Annotated in this window: 11 protein-coding genes and 1 pseudogene; 3 read left to right on the forward strand and 9 right to left on the reverse strand. The window is 64.3% G+C overall.

Going from position 1 to position 12,007, the window contains the following annotated elements; genetic code table 11:
- Positions 1 to 22 precede the first annotated feature (22 nt).
- Positions 23 to 949 carry a LysR family transcriptional regulator gene (locus Q0562_RS01135; protein WP_298640011.1) on the forward strand — a complete coding sequence of 309 codons (927 nt, stop codon included), beginning with the start codon at positions 23 to 25 and terminating at the stop codon, positions 947 to 949.
- A gap of 141 nt (positions 950 to 1,090) precedes the next feature.
- Here the strand turns inward: Q0562_RS01135 and Q0562_RS01140 are convergent, their stop codons facing one another.
- From Q0562_RS01140 to Q0562_RS01155, 4 genes are all read right to left on the reverse strand, one after another.
- Positions 1,091 to 4,207: an efflux RND transporter permease subunit gene (locus Q0562_RS01140; RefSeq protein WP_298640013.1), complete on the reverse strand. Its 3,117-nt coding sequence runs from the start codon at positions 4,205 to 4,207 to the stop codon at positions 1,091 to 1,093.
- 1 nt (position 4,208) lies between these two features.
- A complete protein-coding gene (locus Q0562_RS01145; protein WP_298640016.1) occupies positions 4,209 to 5,327 on the reverse strand; it encodes an efflux RND transporter periplasmic adaptor subunit in 1,119 nt (372 codons plus the stop codon).
- A 152-nt stretch (positions 5,328 to 5,479) separates the two neighbouring features.
- Positions 5,480 to 5,860, reverse strand: a complete 381-nt coding sequence (locus Q0562_RS01150) for a MipA/OmpV family protein (RefSeq protein WP_298640036.1) — start codon at positions 5,858 to 5,860, stop codon at positions 5,480 to 5,482.
- A gap of 1 nt (position 5,861) precedes the next feature.
- Complete coding sequence (locus tag Q0562_RS01155) at positions 5,862 to 6,191, reverse strand: hypothetical protein (RefSeq protein ID WP_298640017.1); 330 nt, start codon at positions 6,189 to 6,191, stop codon at positions 5,862 to 5,864.
- Between the two features lie 129 nt (positions 6,192 to 6,320).
- On the opposite strand from Q0562_RS01155, the gene Q0562_RS01160 reads away from it, so the two are divergent.
- Positions 6,321 to 6,770: a MarR family transcriptional regulator gene (locus Q0562_RS01160; protein WP_298640020.1), complete on the forward strand. Its 450-nt coding sequence runs from the start codon at positions 6,321 to 6,323 to the stop codon at positions 6,768 to 6,770.
- A 441-nt stretch (positions 6,771 to 7,211) separates the two neighbouring features.
- On the opposite strand, the gene Q0562_RS01165 is transcribed toward Q0562_RS01160, so the two are convergent.
- The 5 genes from Q0562_RS01165 to tyrS all read right to left on the reverse strand — a co-directional run bounded on the left by Q0562_RS01165 (position 7,212) and on the right by tyrS (position 11,494).
- Positions 7,212 to 7,355 (reverse strand): entericidin A/B family lipoprotein, encoded by a 144-nt coding sequence (locus tag Q0562_RS01165; RefSeq protein WP_298640023.1) that lies wholly within the window; start codon positions 7,353 to 7,355, stop codon positions 7,212 to 7,214.
- Between the two features lie 139 nt (positions 7,356 to 7,494).
- The gene (locus Q0562_RS01170) at positions 7,495 to 7,965 is read right to left on the reverse strand and encodes a Dps family protein (protein WP_298640026.1); all 471 of its coding nucleotides are present in this window, start codon (positions 7,963 to 7,965) and stop codon (positions 7,495 to 7,497) included.
- 69 nt (positions 7,966 to 8,034) lie between these two features.
- Positions 8,035 to 8,937 (reverse strand): FHA domain-containing protein, encoded by a 903-nt coding sequence (locus tag Q0562_RS01175; protein WP_298640028.1) that lies wholly within the window; start codon positions 8,935 to 8,937, stop codon positions 8,035 to 8,037.
- A complete protein-coding gene (locus Q0562_RS01180) occupies positions 8,922 to 10,301 on the reverse strand; it encodes a serine protease (RefSeq protein ID WP_298640030.1) in 1,380 nt (459 codons plus the stop codon). The genes Q0562_RS01175 and Q0562_RS01180 overlap by 16 nt, the downstream gene beginning before the upstream one ends.
- A complete protein-coding gene (tyrS, locus tag Q0562_RS01185; protein WP_366144667.1) occupies positions 10,298 to 11,494 on the reverse strand; it encodes a tyrosine--tRNA ligase in 1,197 nt (398 codons plus the stop codon). Before tyrS ends, Q0562_RS01180 begins: the two co-directional genes overlap by 4 nt.
- 60 nt (positions 11,495 to 11,554) lie before the next feature.
- On the opposite strand from tyrS, the pseudogene Q0562_RS01190 reads away from it, so the two are divergent.
- A pseudogene (locus Q0562_RS01190) lies at positions 11,555 to 12,007 on the forward strand (M23 family peptidase); the annotation flags it as partial.

The raw sequence follows: 12,007 nt of genomic DNA on the forward strand, positions 1-12,007 counted from the left end.
CCAGTCCCCCACGGAGCCCCGCATGGATACCCTGCCGCCGGCGGTCAGCCGGATGAACCTCGAACACCTGAAAACCTTTCACTGCGTCGCGCAAAGTGGCAGCTTCACCCGCGCGGCGCGGCTGCTCTTCCTCACCCAGCCCGCCGTCAGCCAGCAGATGCAGGGACTGGAAAACGCGCTGCACATCGCCCTCTTCGACCGCTCGCGCCGCTCCATCACGCTCACCGCCGAGGGCGAAGTGCTCTACGGCTACACCCGCCGCCTCTTCGGCCTTTTCGACGAAATCGGCCAGGTTTTTCAGGACCTCAGCCTGTTGCAGGCGGGCACGCTCACCCTCGCCGCTTCGGCGGTGATGGGCAGCTACTACCTGCCGCAGGTATTGCGCCGCTTCCACAAGCGGTTCCCGCAAATCCGCTTCAATATCCGCATCGGCAATTCCGGCCAGGTGTTCGACTGGGTGGCGGGGCAGGAAGCGGAGCTGGGCTTTGCCGGACGCACACGCCGCCCGGCGCAGGTGGAGCAGACCCTGCTCTATCGCGAGCCTTATGTGGTGGTCGCGGCGGCAGGCTCGCCGCTGCCGGAGCTGCACCGCCCGCTGTATCTTGACGAATTTTTGCAGGCGAGCGTGGTTGTGCGCGAGAAAGGCACGCGCACCCGCGCCAAGATTGAAGAATGGGTACGCAGGCAGGGCGGCAAACGTGCGCCGTCCGCGCCGCTGATTACCGTCGGCAGTCTGGAAGCGGCGCGAGACCTGGTTGCGGCGGGTTTCGGCGCGGCGGCACTGCCGCGTCTCGCCGTTGCCGACGCCCTCGCACGCGGCACGCTGGTGGCGCTGGATGTGGAGAATTTCGCCCTGAACGCGGATTACTACCTGCTCCGCCCCCGCCAGCGCAAACTCTCGCCCGCCGCCATGCAGTTTTTGCACGCCCTGCCACCGCTGGCGGAATAGCGGCACCGGTTGCCGGAGCCGCCAGGCGGCGTAAATATTGGGCCCGTCAAGCGGCGTGAATGCCGGGGTCGTCAAGTTGCCCGTACCGCTGCGGTGGCTGAAGCTGCCCTACGAACCATCCCCCCCACGAGGAAGAGGCTTTCATGCTTCGCGCAAGCCGCTATTCACGCCGCTTGGCGGCTGCCCCTCCGCCGCTTCTGCCGCTGCGCGCTCGGCGGCGGTAACGCTGGTCAGGCGGGCGAGGCGCGGGGCGAGCCAATGACGCAGGTCGTCCAGCACGCTGTAAGTGACGGGGACGAAGATGAGGCTCAGTGCGGTGGAGGTGAGCAGGCCGCCGATGACGGCGACGGCCATCGGTGCGCGGAAGGCTGCACCGCTGCCTCCGGCGAGTACTGCCGGCACCATGCCCGCCACCATGGCGATGGTGGTTATGATGATGGGGCGCGCCCGCTCGGCGCCGGCCTGGACGAGGGCGGTCGCGCGCGCCATGCCGTGGCGGCGGTTTTCGATGACGAAATCCACCAGTAGGATGCTGTTTTTGGTGACGATGCTCATCAACATGAGGATGCCGATGACGGAGGAGAGGTCCAGCGCGGCGCCGTAGGCGAGGAGTGCGCCCAGCGCCCCGTCCAGTGATAGCGGCAGGGCGGTGAGGATGGTAACGGGCTGGAGGAGGTCGCGAAAGAGCAGGACGAGGACGAGGTACACCATCAGGACGCCAAAGCCCATCGCCAGGCCGAATTGTTCGAACATTTCGTTCATGTATTCGCTGTCGCCGTATTCGGGGTTGTGGATGCCGGGCGGCAGCGGCTGCATGACGGGCAGGCGGTTGACGGCGTCGATGATGGTGCCGATGGTGTAGCCGTTTTTGAGGTCGGCTTCGACGCTGATGCGCCGCTCGCGGTCGAAGCGGCTGATGGTGGCGATGCCGCTCGCGGGGTGGAGGCCGGCGATGGTGTGCAGCGGCACGTTTGTGCCGTCGGCGGCGGGGACGCGCAGGTGTTGTAGTTGTGTCAGGTCGCGGCGCGCGTCTGCGCTCAGGATGGTGCGGATGGTGATTTGCCGGCCGTGTGTGTTGTAGCGGGCGGATTCGCTGTTGCTGCTGCCGAGGGTGGCGAGGCGGAGCAGGTCGCCGACGGCTTGCGGGGTGATGCCGAGACGGGCGGCTTCTTGCGCGTTGAGGCGGATGCGTTGTTCGTTTTTCGGCAGGGGTTCGTTGGTCTGGATGTTGGTGATGCCCGCGATGGGTTGCATCTGGTTTTTGAGGGTGCGTGCGGTGGCGCTCAGGGTGGCGGAGTCGTCGCCGGTGAGGATGATGCTGATGTCGCGCTGCGCGGCGTCGTTCTGGAAGGCGAAGCGGATATCGGGTTCTTGCGCGAGGGTGTCGCGCAGTTGTTGTTCGAAGGTGCGCAGGCCGACGCTGCGTTCTTTGTAGGGGCGCAGGCGGATGAGGAGCTCGCCTTTGGCAACGTCGCCGCCGCGTCCGGCGGTGGCGTAGGTGCGGGCGACGGCGGGATGGCGGTTGGCGCTGTCGCTCAGGCGGCGCAGGGTGGCGTCGGTGTCGGCGAGGGTGCTGCCCGGCGGCAGGTCGATGTTGAGTTGGCTGAAGCCGGTGTCGGCGCGCGGCATGAAGCCGGTGGGCAGGAGCGGCAGGAGCAGGAAGGAGGCGGCGAGGATGAGGGCGGCGAGGCCGAGGGTGGTTTTGCGGTGGCGCAGGGTCCACGCGAGCAGGGCGAGGTAGGCGCGCATGGGGCGGCTTTGGGGTTTGTGCCGCTGTGCGCCGCTTGCCGGGGCGAGGAGGTAGGCGGCGAGCAGCGGGGTGGCGAGGCGCGCGGTGAGCAGCGAGGCGAGGACGGCGGCGGAAACGGTGGTGCCGAACTGGCTGAAGTATTGGCCGATCATGCCGCCGGTGAAGCTGACGGGCAGGAAGACGGCGACGATGGTGCCGGTGATGGCGATGACGGCGAAGCCGATGGCGTCGGCGGCGTCGATGGCGGCCCGGTAGGGGCGTTTGCCGAGCATGAGGTGTTTGTCGATGTTTTCGATTTCGACGATGGCATCATCTACGAGGATGCCGATGACGAGGGTGAGGCCGAGCAGGGTGACGCTGTTCAGGGTGTAGCCGCAGAGTTGCATGACGAGGAAGGCGGGCAGGATGGAGAACGGCAGGGCGATGGCGGCGACGAGGGTGGCGCGCCAGTCGCGCAGGAAGAGGAAGACGACGAGGACGGTGAGCACGGCGCCTTCGAGCAGGGTGTCGATGGCGGTGCGGTAGTTTTCGCGGGTGTTGTCCACGTTGCTGTGGACTTGGCGGATGCGGATGTGCGGGTTTTCGGCTTGCAGGGTGGCGATGGCCCGTTCGACGCCGTCGGCGACGGCGGTGTCGCTGGTGCCCTTGCTGCGGTAGAGGCTGAAGCCGACGACTTCCCGCCCGTTCAGGCGGGTGCGGCTGCGGATTTCGCCGTGGCCGTCCGTGATGTCGGCGATGTCGCCCAGGGTAACGCGGCGGCCATCACCGAGGGCGATGGGAGTGGCGGCAAGGGCGGGGACGCCGGTGGCGCTGCCCGGCACGCGCAGGCTGCTTTCGCCGCCGTCGGCGCTGAGGCGGCCGCCGGGGACATCGACGCTGGTCTGCACGAGTTGGGCATTGACCCGGGTGATGCTGATGCCGAGGGCTTCGAGGCGTTCGGGGTGCAGGGCGACGGTGATTTCCCGCTGGCTGCCGCCGCTGCGCGTGATTTGCTGCACGCCGGGGACGGCAAGCAGGCGGCGGCTGACGGTGTCATCGACGAACCACGACAGCGCCGCTGTGTCCATGTCCGGCGATTCGACGGCGTAGTAGGCGAGCGCGCCGCCTTCGATGTCCACCCGTTCGATGAGCGGTTCGTCGATGCTCGCGGGCAGGTCGGCGCGGATTTGCCCGACGGCGTTGCGCACGTCGTTCACGGCGCGGTCGGTGTCGATGTGCAGCTGGAATTCCACGGTGGTGGTGGAGAGGCCGTCGGTGATTTCCGAGGTGATGTGGCGGATGCCGGCGATGCCCGCCACGGCGCTTTCCACACGGCGGGTCACGGCGTTTTCCAGCTCGTCCGGCGCGGTACCGCTGCGGCTGATGCTGACGCTGACGGTGGGGAAATCGACGCTCGGGTTGGCGTTGACAGGCAGGAGGCGGAAGGACACCGCGCCCAGCGCGGAGAGGAGCAGGAAGAGGACGATGGTCGGAATCGGGCGGCGGATGGCCCAGGAAGAGAGCTTCATCTCACACCCCTTCCAAGACGGGCGTGACCACGTCGCCCTCGTTGACGAAAGCGCCCGCACGGCGGATGACGCGCTCGGCAGCGGTGATACCGTGCAGGATTTCCACCCGCCCCTGCCGGCGGCGGCCAATTTCCACCGCGCGGCGCGACACGCGGCCGTCATCATCCACCAGCCACACCGCTGCCTTGCCGTCGTGGTCATACGTCAGCGCCGATTCCGGCAGGGTCAGCGCTGCCGCCACCGTCGGCAGGCGGATAGCCGCCTCGCCATAACCGCCGCTCACCAGCGCCGCACCGGTGGGGAAAGCGATGCGCACCTTGCCCAGCCGCGTCGCGGCATCCACCGCCGGATCGAGCCGCCGCACCGTGCCGTTGCGCGTTTCCCCTGTGCCGTACAAATGCACCTGCGCCGCCTGCCCGGGGTGCAGCAACGCCAAATCCGCCGCGCCCACCTCGGCGGCGAGCTCGACGGCATCGTCCTTAATCAAAAAGAACAGCGGCTCAGCCCCCGCCAGCGCACCTGCCTCGGCATTGCGCCGTGCCACCACCCCGGCGACCGGGGCGACGACTGCCGCCTTGCCGCGCTGATTGCGGCTGTCTTTGAGCTGCGCCTGCAACTGGGCAATCTCCGCCTTCGCCGCCTGCACCTGCGCACGGGCGGACTGCACCGCCGCCTGCTGCTGATCAAGCGTCTGCCTGCTCACCGCCTCGGCCCCGGCCAGTTTCCTGTAACGCTGCAACGTCGCCGCCGCTTCCTTCGCCGCCGCCTCCTGCGCCTGCAACTGCGCCCGCGCGCGGGCAATCTGCGCCTCCACCTGCTGCACCTGCGCCTGCACATTGACACTCTCCAAACGCGCCAGCACCTGCCCCGCCTGCACACGGTCGCCCGCCTCCACCGCGACGCTGAGGATGCGCTGCCCCTGCAAGGCGGTGCTGACCGGCACCTCCTCCCGCGCCACCAGCGTCCCCGGCAGACGCAGCGTCGCCGCCCACTCGGCGGGCGCGGCGTGCAGCACCGTGACCCGCAGCGGCGGCAAATCCCCGTCCTCCTGCGCGGCACGATGACAGGCGGCAAGCAGCGCGGACAACAGGGCCGCGAGAAACAAGCGGGGAAAAAACATGGGGAATCCTGGGTGGTTGATGATGAAGAAAGCCGGGCGGGATAAAACTTGGGTTTGTCGCGTGGGCAACTTGTTGCCACGTGGTTTCGGTTGCTGCGCGGGCAAAATTTTTGGCGGATTTTGCCCGCCTTACGGTTTGAGTGGCTGCCCGCTCAAAACCGGTACAACAACCCCGTCGCGCCCTGAAAATGAAAACGCTCGTCCACCATCGGGCTGCGTTTCACCGCCGAGCCCAACGATTCCAGCCGTGTCGAGGCGAAGGCGCTGAAATGCCTGGAAAAGCGGTACTCGGCGGCCACATCCAGATACGGCTGCAAGGTCGCATCGGGTGAGTACGCGGCAAAACCGCTGCGCGCCGCTTCCTTGTCATTGATGCCGTAGTAATAGCGGTTGTAGCGCTTGTCCGCATACGCCACACCGACGGCGGGCGTGATGGTCAGCGCCGCGTCGGGCTGCCAGAAATAGCTGTACTGCACGGAAGTCTGCTGTCCCTTGCTGCGCCCGGATATATCCGCCGACCACTTCGTTTCCACATTAGTCAAGCTGCTGCATCTGCCGGTCATCGGCGCGGTTCGGCCTGAACGCCTGCCCCAGCTGCCAGGCCGAACCCACCAGCACTTCATGCGCCTGATCATCCGACGAAAACACCCGCACCCCGGCGGACAGCCCGCGCACATAAAAATACGGCGATTCCACCTGCACCAGCGGCACCGCCGACCAGTTGCCGTCATAACTGCGGTACAACCCCTTGCTGTAACCACCGGCGACACCGACGGCAACCTCTGTGGGCGGCGTATCCCCAGCCATCGCCGACGGCGCGACGGCGGCCAGCATCAAGAAGCAGGAGCGGAAAAAACGGGGCATGACAAAATCCTCATAAGAAAACAGGACGCGCAGTATAGTCTTAATTAGGACGGTTAATCAACAAGACGGTTAGCGGAAGAGACGGTACCCCTGCTGCTACAATAACCGCCCCCTCCACCGGAACCCGCCATGAACCAAGAAGCCGCAAGCATCATCCAACTGGGCTGCATCCTCACCAACATCTTCAGCCTCTACGACCGCTGGGCGAAGGGGCAGGGCATCAACCCGACCACCTTCACCATCCTCTACTCGCTCTACCCCGAAGAAACCTGCACGCAAAGCGACATCTGCACCCTGTGGGGCATTGCCAAACAGACCCTCTCCACACAAAGCAACGACCTGATGGACAGGGGGCTCTTGCACATCGAGCAGGACAACAACAACCGCCGCCGCAAACTGCTGCGCCTGAGCGACGCCGGGCGCGAGTACGCCCGCCCCTTCGTCGAGCCGCTGCACCGCGCCGAAGAAAAAGCCTTCGCCACCCTCGGCCCCGAACTGGGCGAACAACTGCTGCGCGGTGCGACGCTGTTTCAAAGCGCCTTTGCCGCCGAACTGGCGGCGGAGACGGCAGTGGATTGATGACCATCTTCTTCGCCTGCGGCAGAAACCCTCTCCCACCAGGCGGCTTGACGGTTTCAGTGCTTACCCCGCCTGGGCACCTCCAATCCTGAAGCGCGCACAACCAACGTCTGCCCAGCCGCGAACTCCTCTACACCGGCATCACCCGCAGCAAAGGCGCGCCCGACCTCTACGCCGACATCCTGAAACTGTATGCGCCCCGGCCTTGCCCTGCATCTCGGCCGCGAGACGGGATAAACAGCGGGTTTATCACGACGCTTTTGAGACGTTGCGGCAACGCTGCGCAGCAAAAGCTGCGCGGGAAGCCGCTGTTTACGCCGCCCGGCGGCTTTTCAGGCCGCCATCTGAAATTTATCTGCAACACATTGCCCCGGAACAGGCACAAAAAAACGCGCCATTCTCTGCGAAATGGCGCGTTGCGCGGATGGATGATGCGGGCGGTCAGCCGCGTTGGGCGCGTTCGGCGGCGTTGGATATGCCTTGTCCCGCTTTCTGGATGTCGCGTCCGAAGCCCTGGGTGGTGTTGCAGGCGCAGAGCAGGCCGGCAAAGGTGAAGAGGACGGCGGTCAGGGTCAGTTTTTTCATGGGTGTCTCCTGTTGTTGCCTTCCACAATGGAAGTGCGCGCATTGTAAGGTTTTTTGTCGGGGTGGCAACCGCGCAAAGAAAAGCGCCCACGGGTGGGCGCAGCGAGTGGTGTGTGTTATTCGTGTTCGGTGTGCCGGTTTATTTTTCCAGCAGGGAGCGCAGCATCCACGCGGCTTTTTCGTGGGTTTGCATGCGGTTGGTGAGCAGGTCGTTGGTCGGTTCGTCGCTCGCTTCGTCCACAGCGGGCAGGAGCACACGGCAGGTGCGGACAACGGTTTCCTGGCCTTCGACGAGTTCGCGGATCATGGTGGTGGCGTCGGTACCGGCTTTGCCTTCTTTGATGCCGGTCAGCGCGGCGTATTCGCTGTATGAGCCCGGCGCGTAGTAGCCCAGCGCACGGATGCGTTCGGCGATTTCGTCGATGGCGGTGGCGAGTTCGGTGTACTGTTCTTCGAACATGAGGTGCAGGGTGCGGAATTGCGGGCCTTCGACGTTCCAGTGGTAGTTGTGGGTTTTGAGGTAGAGGGTGTAGCTGTCGGCGAGTACTTTGGTCAGGCCTTCGGCGATGGTTTTGCGTTGGTTTTCGGTCATGCCGATGTTGATGGTCATGGTTTTTCTCCGTTTGTTCAGTGGGTTGTGTTGCAATGCTGCGCGTTGGCAACGGGGCGCATTATTCGCTCAATGTTCGTTTTTGTCAATCGAAAGGAAGTTTTTGATTGGTTTTATTTGACTATCGAGGAGGACGCTGCTGCCCAGTTTGTTTTGGTAAACGGGGTAGCTGCCGGGGCGCTGGCTGAAGAAGTCGTGGTCGCGCAGGTAGGCGTAGCTGACGAGCAGGGTGACGGGCAATGCGGTGAGCAGGGTGGCGCGGCGCAGGACGCGGCCGGCGAGCGGGACGTGGTCGCGCAGGAAGGCGCGGTGCAGCCACAGGTAGCCGAGGTAGGCGAGCAGGGTGCCGCAGGTGGCCGCCGCCGTGCTGTTGAACTGGAAGCCGTACCAGCCGGAGAGGCTGTCCATGAGGTCGCTGCCGGCGCTGTATGCGCTGATGATGCCGAGCACGGGCAGGATGAGGTAGCGGCGCGAGAGCGGCAGGATCATGCTGTGCACGATCCAGGTCATGCCGAGCAGGGTGATGAGCAGGGTGATGAAGCGGTTGTAGTCGAAGATGTAGCTTTGCGGGCTGTCGAGGTAGCCGTCCCACATCGGCAGGGCGACGGCGGCGGCAAACCAGCAGCAGACGGCGGCGGGGTGGGTGAAAAGTGGCCACCAGCGCCGTTTTTTGTCGGCATACGGCATGGGTTTGCTGCGGTCCGTCCAGATTTTCAGGGTGGCCGCGCCGATTTGCAGCAGGGTGTTGCCGTCAAGCGGGCGGGTGGTGCGGATGCGTGTGCCGTTGGCGTGACTTTCGCCGAGGCTGCGGATGGTGAGGCCCTGGCCGCTGTCTTCGATGACGGCGTGGTGGTCGGCGACGAAGGGGCTTTTGATGGTGATGTCGTTGTCCGCGCTGCGGCCGATATGTACGGGGTAGCGGCTGATGCGGTACACCTGTTCGGTGGTTTCGATGGTTAGTTCGCTTGCCATGTGATTTGTTCCAGTAGGTGCGCCATGACGCGTTTGCCGAGGTTTTCCTGGATGCCGGTGAGCATCATGGTGATGGTGAAGCCTTGTTGTTTTTCGCCGATTTGGGCGGCGATGAGGTAAAGGTCGGAGATGGCTTCGCCGTTTTTGATGTATTTTTTCGACGGTTGGGTGCAGTAGGTGGTTTTGAAGGGTTTGCCGCCGATGGCGACGAAGCCGGCGGTGCAGGCGAAGTCGCCAAAGTCGCGGCGCGAGCGCATTTCATAGGGCAGGCGGTATTCGCGGCTGTAGAGGTGGTAGAAGCGCGCGGTGGGCATGGGTTCGCGCGCGTAGAAGTTGCTGTACACGAAGCCCATGCGCCCGACCTGGGTATCGGTGCTGATGTAGGTGACGCGGTCGGACTGGCAGATGACGGATTCGCTCGCGGCAAGGTCTTCGAGCTCTTGCTGCGGCGAGACGTCCCAGCAGCGCAGGTCGCCGCCGAGTTCGGTCGGCACGGTGTAGTGGCCGATGGTCGCTTTTTTCCAGTCGTTTTTGAAAAACGGCGCGTAGTATTTGTCGTTGTCGGCGATGAGCTGGTCGGCGATGCTTTCGTTGATGTTGACCGTGCCGCTTTCCGCCTGTTTCAGCAGGGCGGCGAGGTGGTCGGCGGGAACGAGGAAGCCGATGTCGTTGCCCTGGCTTTCGACGTTGACACCGACGACTTCGCCCGCCTTGTTCACGGTCGGGCCGCCGCTCATGCCGGAGTTGATGGCGCCGGAGAAGAGGATGCGCGAGCGTGCGCTTTTTTGCAGGATGCCGTTGTTGATGCCGTCCACGATGATGAAGCCGAGGTCGCCGGGATTGCCGAGGGAATAGAGCGCTTCGCCCTGTTCGGGAATGCCGCCGAGCTTGAAGGGTTTGCCGAGTTCGTGGTCGGCGGCGACGATGGCGAGGTCATGCACCACGTCCACCGCGAGCAGGCGCAGCTTCCCTTCCCTGTCGTCGGTGGCAATGTATTCGATGGCGTGTTTTTCCTTGTTCACCGCGTCGGCGATGACGTGGTAGTTGGTGGCGATCATCTTGCCGTCGCCGATGACGAAGCCGGAGCCGATGCTGGTTTTCTGCCCGGTGGCGGTGTTGATGGTGCGCACCTGATAGATGCTGGGTTTATAGGAAGAGAACAGGCTTTTGACGGAAAACGGCGTGTCCTGCTGCGCGGCAAGCAGCGGCGGCGGGACGGGGTGACTGCCATCCGCCGCAGCCCCGGTATTGACACCGCCCGGCGCGGATTCAGCAGTTCCACCGCCCGGCGCAGACGGCAGCGGTTGGGCGTAAACAGCGGCGGTCAGCACCGCCGCCAGCGGCAACATCAACAGCTTCTTCATGCCAGCACGACCTTTGCCATGCGGCGCTTGCCCGCCTGAATAATGCCGCTGAAACCGCGCGGCAGCCTGAAATTGCGGTCGGCGACCTTCTCGCCATCCACCTTGACCGCGCCACCATCCACCATGCGCAGCCCTTCAGACGTACTCGGCACCATCCCGGCTGCTTTCAGCACATTCGCAATCGGCATGGCGTCACCCTCGCAAGCGATGGAAATCTCTTCCAGATCTTCCGGAATCTCGTTTTTGGCGAAGCGGTTGACGAAAGCTTCCTGCGCTGCCTCTGCTGCCGCTGCATCATGGAAACGTCCGACCAGCTCGCGCGCCAGTTCAAACTTCACATCACGCGGATTGCGCCCGGCTGCGACCTCGGCTTGCAGCGCCTCGATCTCATCCAGCGAGCGGAAAGACAGCAACGTGAACCAGCGCCACATCAAGTCATCCGAAATCGACATCACCTTGCCGAACATCTCGTTCGGCGCGTCGAAAATGCCGATGTAATTGCCAAGCGACTTGCTCATCTTCTGCACACCGTCGAGGCCTTCCAGAATCGGCATGGTGATGATGGCCTGCGGCGACTGCCCGTACTCGCGCTGCAAATCGCGCCCGACCAGCAGATTGAACTTCTGATCCGTGCCGCCCAATTCCACATCCGCTTCCAGCGCCACCGAATCATAACCCTGCGTCAGCGGGTACAAAAACTCGTGAATGGCAATCGGGCGGCCTTCCGTATAGCGCTTGTGGAAATCATCGCGTTCCAGCATCCGCGCCACCGTGTACTTCGCAGCGAGGCGGACAAAATCCGTGGACGACAGCCCCTCCATCCAGTGCGAATTAAAGACCACCTCCGTCTTGTCGCGGTCAAGCACCTTGAACACCTGATCCTTGTACGTCTCCGCATTTGCCAGCACCTGCTCCTTGGACAGCGGCGGACGCGTCGCATTCTTGCCGGAGGGATCACCAATCATCGCGGTGAAATCGCCAATCAAAAACAGCACCGTGTGCCCGGCATCCTGGAACTGGCGCAACTTGTTCAAGACCACCGTGTGACCGAAATGCAAATCCGGTGCGGTCGGGTCCATGCCCAGCTTCACCCGCAGCCGCTTGCCTGCCTTCAACTTGGCGGCAAGCTCCTCCTCGCCGATAAAATCCTCGGCACCACGGCGGAACAACGCCAACTGCGCATCCAAAGCCATAGACATAAACACCTCCAAAAAACAGATACAATGCGGCACTTTCCGCCAACCCAGCCCCCTATGCCGCAACACCCGCACAATGACCGCACCTTGCAGCGCCTGCTGCCCTGGCTTGCCCTCATCGGCTTCCTCGGCGTGGCCCTGTACGCCCTGCTGCCGCTGGACTTCTGGCTGCCGGAATACAAGAGCGCGCATCATACCGTAACTGCCGGCGAAGCCCTACCCAACGATACCCTGCCGGAAGACGACGACAGCGGCGACATCATCGACGACGACCTGCCGCCCGCCCCGCCGCCCGGCGGGGAAAAACCCGAAACACCATCGCACGAAACGGCCGCGCAAACCACGCCGAGCGGCACGACGCCCGCAATCCCGCCCGGCGGCACAACACCGCAAACCTCGCCCGGCGGCACAACACCGCAAACCCCGCCCAGCGGCACAACACCGCAAACCCCGCCCAGCGGCACAACACCGCAAACCCCGCCCAGCGGCACAACACCGCAAACCCCGCCC

Source organism: uncultured Cardiobacterium sp. (genome assembly GCF_938028825.1).
In the GTDB taxonomy this organism is placed as follows: domain Bacteria; phylum Pseudomonadota; class Gammaproteobacteria; order Cardiobacteriales; family Cardiobacteriaceae; genus Cardiobacterium.